Source organism: Nonomuraea sp. NPDC004702, from assembly GCF_053601695.1.
This window is the reverse complement of sequence record NZ_JBSGCE010000012.1, coordinates 130,016-145,398: the sequence shown is the minus strand read 5'-3', so window position 1 is coordinate 145,398 and position 15,383 is coordinate 130,016. Positions and strand designations below refer to the sequence as shown.

General features: G+C 68.5%; 16 protein-coding genes. 10 read left to right on the top strand and 6 right to left on the bottom strand.

The annotated features are described in order from the left end of the window. Nucleotides 1-69: 69 nt before the first annotated feature. Nucleotides 70-1,227, bottom strand: a complete 1,158-nt coding sequence (nadA, locus tag ACWEJ6_RS17810) for a quinolinate synthase NadA (RefSeq protein WP_452424696.1) — start codon at nucleotides 1,225-1,227, stop codon at nucleotides 70-72. Nucleotides 1,228-1,384: 157 nt separating this feature from the next. Here nadA and erpA point away from each other — a divergent pair, with 157 nt between their 5' ends. Together erpA and ACWEJ6_RS17800 are read left to right on the top strand one after the other, a co-directional pair. Then, nucleotides 1,385-1,738, top strand: coding sequence for an iron-sulfur cluster insertion protein ErpA (gene erpA, locus ACWEJ6_RS17805; RefSeq protein WP_049566397.1), 354 nt, complete (start codon nucleotides 1,385-1,387; stop codon nucleotides 1,736-1,738). Nucleotides 1,739-1,846: 108 nt separating this feature from the next. After that, entirely contained in the window at nucleotides 1,847-2,833 is a 987-nt protein-coding gene (locus ACWEJ6_RS17800; protein WP_364331808.1) for a carbohydrate kinase family protein, read from the top strand. Between the two features lie 67 nt (nucleotides 2,834-2,900). On the opposite strand, the gene ACWEJ6_RS17795 is transcribed toward ACWEJ6_RS17800, so the two are convergent. Genes ACWEJ6_RS17795 through ACWEJ6_RS17785 form a run of 3 tightly spaced genes read right to left on the bottom strand, consistent with a single transcriptional unit; the run spans nucleotide 2,901 to nucleotide 4,768 of the window. After that, nucleotides 2,901-3,329 carry a CBS domain-containing protein gene (locus ACWEJ6_RS17795; protein ID WP_387666124.1) on the bottom strand — a complete coding sequence of 143 codons (429 nt, stop codon included), beginning with the start codon at nucleotides 3,327-3,329 and terminating at the stop codon, nucleotides 2,901-2,903. 54 nt (nucleotides 3,330-3,383) lie between these two features. Continuing rightward, a complete protein-coding gene (locus ACWEJ6_RS17790) occupies nucleotides 3,384-3,629 on the bottom strand; it encodes a sulfurtransferase TusA family protein (RefSeq protein WP_452424693.1) in 246 nt (81 codons plus the stop codon). After that, nucleotides 3,626-4,768 (bottom strand): cysteine desulfurase family protein, encoded by a 1,143-nt coding sequence (locus tag ACWEJ6_RS17785; protein WP_452424691.1) that lies wholly within the window; start codon nucleotides 4,766-4,768, stop codon nucleotides 3,626-3,628. Before ACWEJ6_RS17785 ends, ACWEJ6_RS17790 begins: the two co-directional genes overlap by 4 nt. Before the next feature lie 142 nt (nucleotides 4,769-4,910). Between ACWEJ6_RS17785 and ctaC the strand changes: the two genes are divergently transcribed. From ctaC to ACWEJ6_RS17765, 4 genes are all read left to right on the top strand, one after another. Beyond that, nucleotides 4,911-5,744 carry an aa3-type cytochrome oxidase subunit II gene (ctaC, locus tag ACWEJ6_RS17780; RefSeq protein WP_358294146.1) on the top strand — a complete coding sequence of 278 codons (834 nt, stop codon included), beginning with the start codon at nucleotides 4,911-4,913 and terminating at the stop codon, nucleotides 5,742-5,744. Continuing rightward, the gene (gene ctaD / locus ACWEJ6_RS17775) at nucleotides 5,741-7,402 is read left to right on the top strand and encodes an aa3-type cytochrome oxidase subunit I (protein WP_387666130.1); all 1,662 of its coding nucleotides are present in this window, start codon (nucleotides 5,741-5,743) and stop codon (nucleotides 7,400-7,402) included. The genes ctaC and ctaD overlap by 4 nt, the downstream gene beginning before the upstream one ends. Next, nucleotides 7,402-7,815: a cytochrome c oxidase subunit 4 gene (locus ACWEJ6_RS17770; protein WP_352353336.1), complete on the top strand. Its 414-nt coding sequence runs from the start codon at nucleotides 7,402-7,404 to the stop codon at nucleotides 7,813-7,815. The genes ctaD and ACWEJ6_RS17770 overlap by 1 nt, the downstream gene beginning before the upstream one ends. Nucleotides 7,816-7,956: 141 nt before the next feature. Continuing rightward, the gene (locus ACWEJ6_RS17765) at nucleotides 7,957-9,156 is read left to right on the top strand and encodes a L,D-transpeptidase (protein ID WP_387666134.1); all 1,200 of its coding nucleotides are present in this window, start codon (nucleotides 7,957-7,959) and stop codon (nucleotides 9,154-9,156) included. 101 nt (nucleotides 9,157-9,257) lie between these two features. Here ACWEJ6_RS17765 and trpD read toward each other — a convergent pair whose 3' ends face one another. Next, nucleotides 9,258-10,304: an anthranilate phosphoribosyltransferase gene (gene trpD / locus ACWEJ6_RS17760; RefSeq protein WP_358294143.1), complete on the bottom strand. Its 1,047-nt coding sequence runs from the start codon at nucleotides 10,302-10,304 to the stop codon at nucleotides 9,258-9,260. A 6-nt stretch (nucleotides 10,305-10,310) separates the two neighbouring features. Next, nucleotides 10,311-10,709, bottom strand: coding sequence for a hypothetical protein (locus tag ACWEJ6_RS17755; protein ID WP_352353671.1), 399 nt, complete (start codon nucleotides 10,707-10,709; stop codon nucleotides 10,311-10,313). Nucleotides 10,710-10,916: 207 nt separating this feature from the next. On the opposite strand from ACWEJ6_RS17755, the gene ctaE reads away from it, so the two are divergent. The 4 genes from ctaE to qcrB are packed head-to-tail and all read left to right on the top strand — an operon-like array spanning nucleotide 10,917 to nucleotide 15,158. Further along, a complete protein-coding gene (gene ctaE / locus ACWEJ6_RS17750; protein ID WP_125630774.1) occupies nucleotides 10,917-11,567 on the top strand; it encodes an aa3-type cytochrome oxidase subunit III in 651 nt (216 codons plus the stop codon). Nucleotides 11,568-11,581: 14 nt separating this feature from the next. Beyond that, nucleotides 11,582-12,391 (top strand): cytochrome bc1 complex diheme cytochrome c subunit, encoded by an 810-nt coding sequence (gene qcrC, locus ACWEJ6_RS17745; RefSeq protein ID WP_352326595.1) that lies wholly within the window; start codon nucleotides 11,582-11,584, stop codon nucleotides 12,389-12,391. Next, entirely contained in the window at nucleotides 12,388-13,503 is a 1,116-nt protein-coding gene (gene qcrA / locus ACWEJ6_RS17740; protein WP_452424687.1) for a cytochrome bc1 complex Rieske iron-sulfur subunit, read from the top strand. Before qcrC ends, qcrA begins: the two co-directional genes overlap by 4 nt. Beyond that, complete coding sequence (gene qcrB, locus ACWEJ6_RS17735; protein WP_387666139.1) at nucleotides 13,500-15,158, top strand: cytochrome bc1 complex cytochrome b subunit; 1,659 nt, start codon at nucleotides 13,500-13,502, stop codon at nucleotides 15,156-15,158. Before qcrA ends, qcrB begins: the two co-directional genes overlap by 4 nt. Nucleotides 15,159-15,383 lie beyond the last annotated feature (225 nt).

The window sequence follows — 15,383 nt, the reverse complement described above, 5'->3', positions numbered from 1 at the left end:
GAACAGGGGCCGGGCCCGCGGCGAGGGCGGGCGCTCCTCGCCACGGGCCTGGCCCGTCGGGGGAGGGCGTTACGGGAGCGCCAGCATGCGGTCCAGCGCGACCCTGGCCCAGTGGGCGGTGTCCTCGTCCACCGTGATCCGGTTGACGACGTCGCCCAGCACGAGCGACTCCAGCGCCCACACCAGGTGCGGCAGGTCGATCCGGTTCATCGTGGAGCAGTAGCAGACCGTCCGGTCCAGGAACGACACGTTCTTGTCGGGGAACATCGTGGCCAGCCGCTTGACCAGGTTCAGCTCGGTGCCGACGGCCCAGCTCGACCCGGCGGGAGCGGCCTGGAGGGTCTTGATGATGTGCTCGGTCGAGCCCACGTGGTCAGCCTTGAGCACCACCTCGTGCCGGCACTCGGGGTGCACCAGCACGTTCACGCCGGGGATGCGCGCGCGCACGTCGTCGACGGACTCGGCCGTGAAGCGGCCGTGCACCGAGCAGTGGCCCTTCCACAGGATCATCCGCGCCCGGTCGAGCTGCTCGCGGGTCAGCCCGCCGTCGGGGCGGTGGGGGTTCCAGACCACGCAGTCCTCCAGGGACATGCCCATCTCCAGCACCGCCGTGTTGCGCCCGAGGTGCTGGTCGGGCAGGAACAGCACCTTGCGGCCCTGCTCGAAGGCCCAGTCGAGCGCCCTCTTGGCGTTGGAGGAGGTGCACACCACGCCGCCGTTGCGCCCGCAGAACGCCTTGATGTCGGCGCTGGAGTTCATGTACGTGACGGGGACCACCTCGCCGGCCAGACCGGCGTCCTCAAGGGCCTCCCAGCACTCCTCCACCTGGTCGAACGTGGCCATGTCGGCCATGGAGCACCCGGCGGCGAGGTCGGGCAGCACCACCTTCTGGGCCTCGCCGGTGAGGATGTCGGCGGACTCGGCCATGAAGTGCACGCCGCAGAAGACGATGAACTCCGCCTCGGGCCGCGCGGCGGCCTGCTGGGCGAGCTTGAAGGAGTCGCCGGTCACGTCGGCGAACTGGATGACCTCGTCGCGCTGGTAGTGGTGGCCCAGCACGAACAGGCGGTCGCCCAGCGCCTCCTTGGCCTTGCGGGCGCGTTCGACCAGGTCAGGGTCGGACGCGGGCGGCAGCTCGCCGGGACAGTCGACGCCCTTCTCGCTGTGCGGATCGGCGCCCTGCCCGAGGACGAAGAGCGGCAGCCCAGTCTGGGTGGCCATCGCCATACCCCCTTATCGTCGTTTTGACGATACTCACTATGACACACGGACGAACGTGGTTATTCCGGGGGTAGGGGACCCGGGAATGTGTGGCATGGGCGAGGTGTTGGTAGCGTCATCAGTAGGACGTCGGAAACAGACAGCCGGGTTAGGGAGTCAGCAGATGACGGTTGAGAGCAGCGAGACCACGACGCAGGGCCTGATCCTGACTGACGCGGCCGCCGCGAAGGTCAAGAGCCTGCTGGAGCAGCAGGGTGAGGAAGGTCTGCAGCTGAGGGTCGCCGTGCAGCCGGGTGGTTGCTCCGGCCTGCGCTACCAGCTCTTCTTCGACGACCGTTCCATGGACGGTGACGTGGTGACGGACTTCGGCGGTGTCAGCGTGGTCACCGACCGCATGAGCGCCCCCTACCTGATGGGCGCCAGCATCGACTTCGTCGACACGATCGAGAAGCAGGGCTTCACCATCGACAACCCCAACGCCACCGGCTCCTGCGCCTGTGGCGACTCGTTCAACTAAGGGGTCACGGCTTCGGCCTGTGGGGTCCCGCCCGCCTTTGTGCGAGCGGGACCTTCGCGTATTCTCGTGGGGCTCATTGGCCTGCTGACAACGAGGAAGAAGAATCCCGTGCGCATCGCCGTAACCGGCTCCATCGCGACAGACCACCTGATGACGTTCCCAGGAAGCTTCGGCGATCAGCTCATCGCCGAGCAGCTCGACCGGGTGTCGCTCTCGTTCCTGGTCGACGACCTTCAGATCCGTCGCGGCGGCTGCGCGGCCAACATCGCCTTCGGCATGGGCTGTCTCGGCCTCAAGCCGATCCTGGTGGGCGCCGTCGGCAACGACTTCGCCGACTACCGCTCCTGGCTGGAGCGCCACGGCGTCGACTGCGAGTCCGTGCACATCTCCGAGACGCAGCACACCGCGCGTTTCCTGTGCACCACCGACGAGCACCACAACCAGATCGCCTCCTTCTACACCGGGGCGATGGCCGAGGCGCGGCTGATCGAGCTGCAGCCGGTCGCGGCCCGGGTCGGCGGCCTCGACCTGGTGCTGATCAGCCCCAACGACCCCGACGCGATGCTGCGGCACACCGACGAGTGCCGCCAGCGCGGCATCCCCTTCGCCGCCGACATCTCCCAGCAGCTCGCCCGCATGGAGGACGAGCAGATCAGGCAGCTCGTCGACGGAGCCGCCTACCTGTTCTCCAACGACTACGAGAAGGGGCTCATCGAGCAGAAGACCGGCTGGTCCGACGAGGAGATCCTCGACCGGGTCGGCGTCCGCGTCACCACGCTCGGCCCCAAGGGCGCCGTCATCGACCGCAAGGGCGAGCCGTCCATCCAGGTCGCCCCGGCCCCCGAGCGCGGCAAGGCCGACCCCACGGGCGTCGGCGACGCCTTCCGCGCCGGCTTCCTGTCCGGCCTGGCCTGGGGCCTGCCGCTGGAGCGCTGCGGCCAGATCGGCAACCTGACGGCCACGCACGTGCTGGAGCGCGTCGGCGGCCAGGAGTACGAGCTGGGGCAGAAGGTCTTCCTGGAGCGCTTCACGGCCGCCTACGGCGCCGAGGCCGCGGCCGACATCGCCGGCCAGGTGCGCTGCTACCACCCCTGAGCTACCACCCCTGACACGCGTACGCCCCGCCCGCCGCAGGCGTGGCGGGGCGATCCCCGTACGGGTGTCAGCGCTTGGCGTACACCCGGTGCACGAACTCGGCGAGCTGGTCGTCCGGCAGGCACCGGGCGAGGTCGGCCTCGCTGATCATGCCGACGATGCGCTCGTTCTCCAGCACCGGCAGCCGCTTGATCTGGTTCTGCTCCATGCGCGACAGCGCCTCCTGCACGGTGGCGTCCGCCGTCACCCAGACCAGGCCGGTCGCCAGCTCGCCCGCGGTCACCTGCGCCGGGTCGTGACCGGCCGCGACGCACTTGATGACGATGTCGCGGTCGGTGATGATGCCGGTCACCCGATCGTCGGGGCCGCACACGGGCAGCGCGCCCACGTCGTTGTTGCGCATCATCTGAGCCGCCCGGTCGAGCGTCTCGTGCGCGGCGATGCACTCCGCGCCCGTGCTCATCACGTCACGGGCGGTCTCGTTCCCCTTGGCCATGGTCTCCCCCGAATGGTCGTTGTGCCGTCAGGGGAGGGCCCTACCCACAAACCGTCAGTAGTTGCGCATCACGTGGATGGCCCAGCCGCCCTCGGGCAGCTCGTACGAGGCCACGTGGCGGTGGGACTTCAGCCGGCACCACGCCGGCACGTCGGTGAAGGCCGCCGGATCGTCGGCCAGCACCGCCACCACGGCGTTGAGCGGCACGTGGTTGATCTGCTCGGCGAGCATGATGATCGGGATCGGGCACTTCTTCCCGAGCGCGTCGATCGTCAATGACGGCTGAGTTACCTCGGTCATGCGACTCCTGCGTCGTGCCGGATGCGGCGCACCAGATCGGGCAGCACGGCCAGGAACCGGTCGACCTCGGCCGCGGACGTGCCCCTGGGCAGCGACACCCGGACATTCCCATGCGTCAGCACGCCCATCGCTTCGAGGACGTGCGATGGACGAAGCGTACTAGCGGTGCACGAGCTTCCGGACGATACGGCGAATCCCGCCTTGTCCAGTTCGGTGAGCAGCGCCTCGCCGTCGACGTAGAGACACGAGAAGGTCACGATGTGGGGCGCCCGGCCGACCGGGTCGCCGATCACCTCGACGTCCGGCACGACCTTCGGCACGGTCTCCCTGATCCGGGCGACGAGCGTGGACAGCCGGGCCTGCTCCTGCGCCGCCTCGGCGCTCATCGCGCGCAGCGCCGCCGCCGCGGCCACGATGCCCGGCACGTTCTCGAAGCCGGGGACCCGCCGCCGCTCGCGTTCGTCCTCGGGCAGGAACGAGCGGAACCGGGTGCCCTTGCGCACCGCCAGCACGCCCACCCCGGCCGGGCCGCCCCACTTGTGGGCGCTGGCGGTCAGCACCGACCAGCCCGGCGGTATCGGCATGCGGCCGGCCGTCTGGGCGGCGTCGACCAGCAGCGGCACCCCGGTGGCCCGGCACGCGGCGGCGGCCTCGGCGACCGGCTGCACCGTGCCCACCTCGTGGTTGGCCGTCTGGAGGCAGGCCAGCGCCGTGCCGGGACGCGCGACGGCCTCGGCGAACGCGTCGAGGTCGACCCGCCCCTCCAGGCTCACGCCCACGGTCTCGACCGTGCCGCCGTCGCGTTCGTGCACGCCGGCCGCGTGCAGCACGCTGGAGTGCTCGACCGCGCTGGTGACCAGATGACGCCCGACCCTGCGCCTGCCGTGTAGGGTGCCGAGCACGCCGAGATGCGCGGCCTGCGTGCCGGACGAGGTGAACGACACCTCGTCGGGGCGCGCGCCGAGCGCCTCGGCCACCTCCGTGCGGGCCTGCTCCAGCAGCAGGTGAGCGCGGCGGGCCTGGGTGTACAGTCTCGCGGGGTCGGCCCAGCCGACGTCGATCGCCGCCAGCAGCGCCTCGCGTGCCTGAGGGTGGAGCGGCTCGCTCGAGGCCGCGTCGAAATACGCCACGAGACTCATCGTCCCACTTGCGGCGCCATCGAGGGGTCGCGCGGTAGGGCGGGACACCTGCACGCTAATGTGTCTGCAATCAGCTGTGCATTTGGAAATACGAGCACCCAAGGGAAAGACTCTTGGGCTTCATCTGTGGGGTAGGCGATCCGTGAGTCCGACTCGCCGTACGACGCGGCGTTCGTTGGCCCGGCGCAGGGTGCCGCGCGCCGCCGCTTTGGCGTTGCTGCTGGCCACTGCTACGGCGTGTGCTAATGACGTTCCCAAGTTCGACTGGTCCAACGGCCTGCTGCCCGAGGGCGTGACCGAGCAGGCCAAGGTCGTTCAGCATCTGTGGAACGGGGCCTGGATCGCCGCACTCGCCACGGGCGTCGTCGTCATCGTCCTGATCGTCTGGGCCGCGATCTTCCACCGCAAGCGCAGGGGGAAGGCCGAACTGCCGCCCCAGGTGCGCTACAACCTGCCGATCGAGATCCTCTACACGGTGGTCCCGCTCGTCATGGTGTCGGTGTTCTTCTTCTTCACCGCCCGCGACAGCAAGGCCCTCACGGACGTCGCGGGTGACGCGCCCGTCAAGGTCAAGGTCGAGGCCTACCAGTGGAGCTGGCGCTTCACCACGACCTACAACGGCAAGACGACGCAGCCCGTGTCCGGCATGCCGGTGCACGACTACCACCAGGGCCCTCAGCTGGTCCTGCCGACGAACACCAAGGTCGAGTTCGACCTCTCGACCGACGACGTGATCCACTCGTTCTGGGTGCCCGAGTTCCTGTTCAAGCGGGACATCATCCCCGGCATCCCCGAGGGCAACCCGGGGCGCAAGTTCGAGATCAAGACGCTCGGCGACGACCGCGTGGGCGTCTACGCCGGCCGGTGCGCCGAGCTGTGCGGCGTCGACCACAGCCGGATGCTGTTCTCGGTGAAGCTCGTCAAGCAGGCTGAGTTCGACCAGTACATCGCGACCCAGGCTGGGAGTGCCCAGTGACCGCCATCCAAGAACCGCTTCGGGCGCCGGTCCGGCCCGTCACCAAGGGCCAGATCATCGCCAAGTGGATGTCCTCGACCGATCACAAGATCATCGGGCACATGTACCTGATCACGTCGTTCGCCTTCTTCCTGATCGGCGGCGTCATGGCGCTGATCATGCGGGCCGAGCTGGCGCAGCCGGGGCTGCAGATCACCAGCAACGAGCAGTTCAACCAGCTGTTCACCATGCACGGCACGATCATGCTGCTGATGTTCGCGACGCCGCTGTTCGCCGGCTTCGCCAACGAGCTGATGCCGCTCCAGATCGGCGCCCCCGACGTGGCGTTCCCGCGCCTGAACATGGTCAGCTACTGGCTCTACCTGTTCGGCAGCGTCATCGCCGTGTCCGGCTTCCTCACCCCGGGCGGCGCGGCCTCCTTCGGCTGGTTCGCCTACACGCCGCTGTCGAACGCGATCCACTCGCCCGGCATCGGCGGCGACCTGTGGATCATGGGCCTGGCCCTGTCGGGCCTCGGCACGATCCTCGGCGCGGTGAACTTCATCACCACGATCATCTGCATGCGCGCCCCCGGCATGACCATGTTCCGCATGCCGATCTTCACCTGGAACGTCCTGCTGACCAGCATGCTCGTGCTGATGGCCTTCCCCGTGCTGGCCGCCGCGCTGCTGGCGCTGGAGGCCGACCGCAAGCTCGGCACCCACATCTTCGACCCGGCCAACGGCGGGCCGATCCTGTGGCAGCACCTGTTCTGGTTCTTCGGCCATCCCGAGGTGTACATCATCGCGTTGCCGTTCTTCGGCATCGTGACCGAGATCCTGCCGGTCTTCAGCCGTAAGCCGATCTTCGGCTACATCGGCCTGGTCGGCGCCACCATCGCGATCGCCGGTCTGTCCATCACGGTCTGGGCGCACCACATGTTCCCGACCGGGCAGGTCCTGCTGCCGTTCTTCTCGTTCATGACGTTCCTCATCGCGGTGCCGACGGGCGTGAAGTTCTTCAACTGGATCGGCACGATGTGGCGGGGTCACCTGTCGTTCGAGTCGCCGATGCTGTTCTCCGTCGGCTTCCTGATCACCTTCCTGCTCGGCGGCCTGACCGGCGTCATCCTGGCCTCGCCGCCGCTGGACTTCCAGATCAGCGACACCTACTTCGTCGTCGCCCACTTCCACTACGTGGTCTTCGGCACGGTCGTGTTCGCCATGTTCGCCGGCTTCTACTTCTGGTGGCCCAAGTTCACCGGCAAGATGCTCGACGACAAGCTGGGCAAGGTGCACTTCTGGCTGCTGTTCATCGGCTTCCACACCACCTTCCTCGTCCAGCACTGGCTGGGCATGGTCGGCTTCCCCCGCCGGTACGCCGACTACAGCGCGGCCGACGGCTTCACCGACCTGAACATGATCTCGTCGGTCGGCGCGTTCATCCTGGGCGCCTCCACGCTGCCGTTCTTCTACAACGTCTGGAAGACCTGGCGGTCGGGGGTCAAGGTCACCGTCGACGACCCCTGGGGCTACGGCGGCTCGCTCGAATGGGCGACCTCCTGCCCGCCGCCGCGGCACAACTTCACCTCGCTGCCGCGCATCCGGTCCGAGCGCCCGGCGTTCGACCTGCACTACCCGCACATGTCCGCCAAGTCCGCCCAGGAGGTGGAGGCCTGATGAAGGTCCAGGGTTGGCTGTTCCTGCTGTGCGGCCTGTTCTTCGCCGGTGTCGACGTCGGCTACTGGTTCTGGACCAAGGCCGCGACCGGCCACGGTGAGCCCGTGGGCACCACCGCCATGGCGATCTCGGTCGGGTTCGCCTTCATGGTGGGCTACTACCTGATGTTCACCGCGCGGCGCATCGGCGCCCAGCCGGAGGACGACAAGCAGGCCGACATCAGCGACGGCGCCGGCGAGATCGGCTTCTTCAGCCCGAGCAGCTGGTGGCCGCTGTTCCTGTGCCTGGCGGCGGCCTTCGCCTTCGCCGGGTTCGTGATCGGCTTCTGGATGTTCCTGATCGGCGTGTTCCTGATCATCATGGCCATGATCGGGTTCGTGTTCCAGTACTACCGGGGCAACTTCTCGCACTGACAAGCGGCTCGAAGCGGGCGTCCTTCCCATAGGGGAGGACGCCCGCTTTTTCGTGTTCTTTACCAGGTCACGGATGTCGTGAATAGATCACTCAGGGTAATAAGGGAGGAGAAGGTTGGATCTTGGGCGAGGGGGTCACTCGTGAGACGCGTGGCGAATGGATCGGCCGGCCTGCTGGCCCTGGCGCTGCTCACGGCGTGCTCGCTGAGCGGCGCGGCGAACGAGACGAAGGAGCTGACCGCGGTCGCGCGGCAGCCGGCGGTGGGCGTCACGCCCCAGGACAAGGCCGTGAACGTGGCCACCGACCAGCCCGTGGTGGTGTCCGCGCACGGCGGCACGATCAAGAGCGTCCGGGTGGACGGCGGCAAGGCGGGCCGGTTGAAGGGCGTCCTGAGCGGTGACGGCACCCGCTGGCGCAGCACGACCACCGCCCGGCCGAGCGCCGGCTACACGGTCACCGTCGTCAGCGTGGACGCCTCGGGCAAGCAGAGCGAGACCTCCAGTACGTTCACCACGGTCAAGGGCGACAAGACATTCGACATCCAGACGATCACTCCCAACAAGGACGACACCGGGCTGACGGTCGGCGTCGGCATGCCCGTCATGATCGCCTTCGACAAGCCCGTGAGCGACCGGGTGGCCGTCGAGCGCAACCTGACCATCCGCAGCTCCAAGCCGGTGGACGGGGCCTGGCACTGGTTCGACGACAGCCATGTGGACTTCCGGCCGGAGGAGTACTGGCCGGCGTACACGAAGGTGCGGCTGGAGGCGAAGCTGGCCGGCGTGCGCGGCGGCCCCGGCCTGTACGGCAAGCGCGACGTCACCCTCGACTTCAAGATCGGCCGCTCCCAGATCACCCGCGGCAGCACCGACGAGCACGTGCTGACGGTCCGCCGGGACGGCAAGCGCATCCGCACCATGCCGATGAGCGCCGGGCAGGGCGGCCAGTGGAAGTACTACACCACCTCGGGCGTGCACCTGGCGATGTCGCGGGAGCCGGTGACCGTCATGACCTCGCCCGGCATCGGCCCGGGACAGTCGGGCTACTACCAGCTCACCGTCTACAACACCGTGCGCATCTCCAACAGCGGCGAGTACGTGCACAGCGCGCCCTGGTCGGTGGGCTCCCAGGGCAACTCCAACGTCAGCCACGGCTGCGTGAACGTCAGCCCGGAGAACGCGGCCTGGTTCATCAAGAACACCCTGATCGGGGACCCGATCATCATCACAGGCTCGCCGCGCAAGCTGGAGCCCACCAACGGGTGGGGCCACTGGCAGGAGAACTGGAAGGACTGGCTCAAGTGGAGCACGCTCAAGGACGGCCCGAGCATCACCTTCTGACCGCCACCCGGCCCTGAGCAGGCCCTGGAGGCTCTGCCAGGACCCTCGGGCACCTCGTTACCGCCGAAGGATGTGAGCGCGCCTCAGGGGCGCGCTCGCGGTCACGAGGGGCGGTAGGAGCTGCTGACCTCGATCCAGCGGCGCAGCGTGTCGGCGGCCGCGCCGGAGTCGATCGCCTGCGTGGCGCGCTCGTAGCCCTTGATCATCGCCGTGTCGAGGTCGTCGCCGGCGCCGTCGTGGGCGACCAGCGCGGCGGCGGTGTTGAGCAGGACGGCGTCGCGCACCGGCCCCTTCTTGCCGCCCAGCACGTCGTGCACGGCCTGGGCGTTGAACTGCACGTCGCCCCCGCGCAGCGCGTTCGCGTCGGCTCGGGGGATGCCCAGGATCGCGGGGTCGAACCTGGCCTCGGTGGCCGTGCCGTCGCGGACCACCCACACGGTGGAGGTGCCGGTGATGGTCAGCTCGTCGAGCCCGTCGTCGCCGCGGAAGACCAGGGCGGACACGCCGCGCTCGGCGAAGACGCCGGCGATGACGGGCAGCATGCGGGCGTCGTAGACGCCGATGGCCTGGGCGCTGGGCCGGGCCGGGTTGGTCAGCGGGCCAAGGAAGTTGAAGACCGTGGGGACGCCGATCTCCTTGCGCGCCGGGCCGGCGAACCGCAGCGCCGGGTGGTAGACGGGCGCGAAGCAGAAGGCGATGCCCGCCTCGCGCGCCACCCGCGCGGTCTGCTCCGGCGTCAGGTCGAGCCTGATGCCCATGTGCTCCAGGACGTCGGCGGCCCCGCACAGCGAGGAGGCCGAGCGGTTGCCGTGCTTGACGACCCTGGCCCCCGCCGCGGCGGCCACGATGGCGGCCATGGTGGAGACGTTGACGGTGTGGGCGCGGTCGCCGCCCGTGCCGACGACGTCGAGGACGGGCCCCTCGACGGTCAGCGGCGTGGAGAACTCCAGCATCGTCCGGGCCAGGCCCACCACCTCGGCCACCGTCTCGCCCTTGGCCCGCAGGGCCAGCGCGAAGCCCGCGATCTGGGCGGAGGTGGCGTTGCCCGAGAAGATCTCCCGCATCGCCCAGGCCGTCTCGTCGGCCGACAGGTGCTCGCCGGAAAGGAGCGCGGAGAACAGGGCAGGCCAGGTCGTCCGGGAGTCCATGGGCACCTACTTCGCGTTGAGTCGGGTGGCGGAACGGCGGCGCATCAGGTCGGCGACGGTGTCGGCCAGGACCATGGGCTCGATGGGCTGCGGGACGACGGCGTCGGCCTTGGACCACTCGGCCAGCCAGCGGTCGTCCCGCCTGGCGATGATCAGGCACACGGGCGGGCAGTCGTAGACCTCGTCCTTGGCCTGACGGGAGACGCCCATGCCGCCGGCGGGCTGGGTCTCGCCGTCGAGGACCGCCACGTCGATCTCGCCGGAGCCGAGCCACTGGTGGACCTTGGGCTCGGTGGCGCACTCGATGATCTCGACGAGGGGCAGATCGGCCGCCGGCCGCCGGCCGATCGCCTGGCGGACCTCGGCCCGGGTGGTCGCGTCGTCGCTGTAGACGAGGACCCTCATCGTGTCGTCGGTGCTCCCAGAGGACGTCACTGTCGCGCTCACTATCGGTCGAAGCTGTATGGTCACCTGGATCGTACCGTTGCGCCGGGATGCAATCCCAGGCCGCCGGGTCTGACAGGCGTTTTGTCCCAATTATCCCAGGTTGATGGCCGGTTTGTTCCTCCTAACGGGGGGTCGTTGGCCGGACCGAACACCGGAGCCGCAATAATGCTGCCCGTGGCGACAGCATCCGCAATAACTTCGACGACGACAGCACAGTCGTACCGACGGCCGAACCTGGTCAGTGTCGGGACGATCGTCTGGCTGTCCTCTGAGCTCATGTTCTTCGCGGCGCTGTTCGCGATGTACTTCACCATCCGGTCGGTGAGCGAGGGGAAGGGCATCGAGTGGGGCCCTGCCTTCCTTCCTGCAGGCGTTGAGGCAGAAGGCGCTCACCTGAACATCCCGTTCGCGACGGTCAACACGATCATCCTGGTCCTGTCGAGTGTGACGTGCCAGCTGGGCGTGTGGGCCGCGGAGAAGGGGCAGGTCGGCAAGCTCCGCTTCTGGTACATCGTCAGCTTCCTGATGGGCGCGATCTTCGTCGCCGGTCAGCTGTACGAGTACGGCGAGCTGGCGTCAGAGGGCGCGACCCTGTCCGCCAACGCTTACACCTCGGTGTTCTACCTGACGACGGGCTTCCACGGCCTGCACGTGACCGGTGGCCTGATCGCGTTCCTGTTCATGCTGGGACGCACGTACGCCGCGAAGCGCTTTACGCATGAGCAGGCCACCAGCGCGATCGTCGTGTCCTACTACTGGCACTTCGTAGACGTCGTCTGGATCGGTCTTTTCGCGACCATCTACATCATTCGTTAAGGAACGGGATCTCTGTGACTAGGATCACCGCTTGGCGGCGGCATCCCCTCGCGAGATACGCCGTCCTGATTTTGGCGTTGGCGCTGGTCGGGATGGTATACGCCGCCTTTGTCCAGGCGGGCAAGCCTGCCGACGCGGCGCTGGCGGCAGGCAAGGTCGACGACGTGGCCGAGGGCAAGAGCCTGTTCGTGGCCCACTGCTCCAGCTGCCACGGCATGAACGCGGAGGGCACCAACACCGCCCCCACGCTCGTCGGTGTCGGCGCCGCGGCGGTCGACTTCCAGATGAGCACCGGCCGCATGCCCGCCGGCAACCCCGGCCCGCAGGCGCCGCGCAAGCCCCTGGCCCACTGGGTCAACGAGGACACGACCCGTCAGGTCGCCGCCTACGTGCAGTCGCTCGGCGGCGGTCCGCAGGTCCCGGGCAAGGAGCAGGTCGACCCGAAGCTCGGTGACGCCGGCAAGGGCGGCGAGCTGTTCCGGGCCAACTGCATCCAGTGCCACAACTGGGCGGGCGCCGGCGGTGCCCTGACGCAGGGCAAGTACGCGCCCAACCTCAACGAGTCCTCACCGACGCAGATCTACGAGGCGATGGTCACCGGCCCGCAGGCGATGCCGGTCTTCAACGACTCGACGATCACGCCTGAGGAGAAGCGCAGCATGATCGCGTACATCACCCAGGTACGTGAGCAGAAGGACCCCGGAGGGTTCGGCCTCGGGCGCATCGGCCCGGTCACCGAAGGTCTCGTAGCGTTCGTGGTAGGCATCGCCGCCCTAGCCCTCGCCGCCATCTGGATCACCGCGAAGAAGCGACAGAAGTCATGACAGACAACGAGCACGAGATCGAGCAGCCGGACGAACGCGTGCCCAAGCGCGTCATCGGCACTCCCGCGCCGGGCACGTCGATGCTGGGCGCCGCGGAGAAGGAAGACGTCGCCGACCGCGACGTCCCGGGCGTGACGCTGCAGGACGAGAGCAAGGCCCGCAAGGCCGAGAAGATCGTGGCGCTCTGCTTCGCGATCACGTTCCTGGCCGGCATCGCCTTCCTCATCTCCTACGTGATGTTCCAGGTCGGCAGCCCTGAGGCGACGGGGGTCTCCAACCTCGCCCTCGGCGGCACGCTGACCCTGGCCGTCCTCGGCCTCGCGGTCGGCATCGTGGTCTGGGTCCGCCAGATCATGCCGAAGTACGCGCTGGTCCAGGAGCGCCACACGATGGCCTCCGACGAGGACGACCGCGAGGTCGTCTCCGAGACCTTCCTGCAGGGCGCCAACGAGAGCGGCTTCGTCAAGCGCAAGCTGATGCGCCGCACGCTGCTGCTGGCCGCCGCGCCGCTCGGCCTGGTGCCGCTGGTGCTGCTGCGCGACCTCGACAACTCCAAGATGCCCGGCGCGAAGTTCAACAAGCTGCTGCGCCACACCGTCTGGGGTGAGAAGACCAAGGAGGGCAAGCCGCTGCGCCTGGTCGTCGAGGGCACCGGCCAGCCGATCCGCGCGGCCGACTTCAACTCGCCCGGCGGCATCCTGTCGGTGGTGCCCGAGGGTTACGAGCACGACCTCAACGCGCTCGCCAAGGCCACGCTGATCCTGATCAAGTTCCGTCCGGAGGAGCTCAAGAGCGGCGTCAAGCAGAACTGGACGCACGACGGCATCGTCGCCTACTCCAAGATCTGCACGCACGTCGGCTGCCCGGCGGCGCTCTACGAGCAGACCACCCACCACATCCTGTGCCCGTGCCACCAGTCGACCTTCGACGCGGCCGACGGCGCGAAGGTCATCTTCGGCCCGGCCGCCCGGCCGCTGCCGCAGCTGCCCATCACCGTCGACAGCGAGGGCTATCTGATCGCCCAGGGTGACTTCAACGTGCCCGTCGGTCCCAGCTACTGGGAGCGCGGCGACGCCGAGGCCGAGGCCAGGGAGAAGGGAGGCCAGGCATGAGCGACCTGAACGCCGTACCGAAGGCCATCGCCGGGCCGTCGACCTTCCTGGACGACCGTCTGGGCGGGGCGAACTTCCTCAAGCGCAACCTGCGCAAGATCTTCCCTGACCACTGGTCGTTCCTGCTGGGTGAGATCGCGCTCTACTCGTTCATCATCCTGCTGCTCACCGGTACGTTCCTGACGCTGTGGTTCAAGCCGAGCATGGGCGAGATCGCCTACGACGGCTCGTACGCGCCGCTCAAGGGCGTCATGATGTCGGAGGCCTACGCGTCGTCGCTGGAGATCAGCTTCGACGTCCGGGGTGGTCTGCTGATGAGGCAGATGCACCACTGGGCGGCCCTGCTCTTCGTGGCCGGCATGACGGTGCACATGCTGCGGGTGTTCTTCACCGGCGCCTACCGCAAGCCGCGCGAGCTCAACTGGATCATCGGCGTGCTGCTGCTGACCCTGGCGCTGGCCGAGGGCCTGACCGGCTACTCCCTCCCCGACGACCTGCTCTCCGGCGCCGGTCTGCGGATCACCGAGGGCGTGGCGATCTCGCTGCCGCTGGTGGGCACGTACATCACGTTCTTCCTGTTCGGCGGGGAGTATCCGGGCGAGGACGTCATCTCCCGGTTCTACTCGCTGCACATCCTGCTCATCCCGGGCATCCTGCTGGCGCTGGTCTCGGCTCACATGGTGCTCATGTGGGTGCAGAAGCACACGCAGATGCCGGGCAAGGGGCGCAACAACAAGAACGTGGTGGGCGCGCCGTTCTACCCGGCCTTCATGGCCAAGGCCGGCGCCTACTTCCTGTTCACGCTCGCCGTGGTCTCGGGGCTGGCGACGTTCGCCCAGATCAACCCGATCTGGCTGTTCGGGCCGTACACGCCGGCGGACATCTCCGCCGGTTCGCAGCCCGACTGGTACATGGGCTTCCTCGAAGGCTCGCTGCGGCTCATGCCGCCGTGGGAGTGGAACCTGTTCGGCACGGCCCACGCGGGCACGTTGCCGATGAGCGTGATCATCCCGGCGCTGGTGCCGATGGGCATCATCATGACCGGTCTCGCGCTCTACCCGTTCATCGAACGGTGGGTCACCGGGGACAACCGCGAGCACCACGTCGCCGACCGTCCGCGCAACAACCCCCACCGCACCGCGATCGGCATCTCGGCGATGACGTTCTACGGTGTGCTGTGGCTGCTCGGCGCCAACGACGAGATCTCGGCCAACTTCCACGTCAGCCTCAACTGGACGACGTACATCGGCCGGGTGCTGGTCTTCGTCGGGCCGGCGCTGGCCTACCTGATCACCTACCGCATGTGCCTCGGCCTGCAGCGCAGCGACGCCGCGGTCATCGGGCACGGTGTGGAGTCGGGTGTCATCAAGCGGCTGCCGCACGGTGAGTTCATCGAGGTGCACACGCCGCCGTCCGACGACCTCGAGGCCCACATGCGGGGCAAGGAGGCGGTGGCGGCCCTGCCCGTGGACGAGGACGCCTCCGGCATCCCGCCCAAGGGCATGCGCGGCCCGCTCGGCAAGCTCCGCGGCCGGATGTCCAAGGCGTACGGCGGGGAGAAGATCCCGCTCGACGACGGGCACCACGGCGAGCACGGGGAGCACGGCGAGCACGCCGCGATCGGTTCCGGCGACGACCGGAGCCTCACCCACTAGGGTTTCGCCTGATCGAGATCGGCCCGGACGGGGTTTCCCCGTCCGGGCCGTTCCGCGTTCCGGCCCACCGGCCGGGGACGATCGGGCCCGGGAACGCGTCGGGCCCGGCCGAAGGACGGCCGGGCCCAGAAGACGGACGCCGAGGAAGGACGCCCAAGACGGACACCGAAGACGGACGCCCGAGGCGGGCACCCAAGACGGACGCCGAAGCAGAAGCGGGCGCAG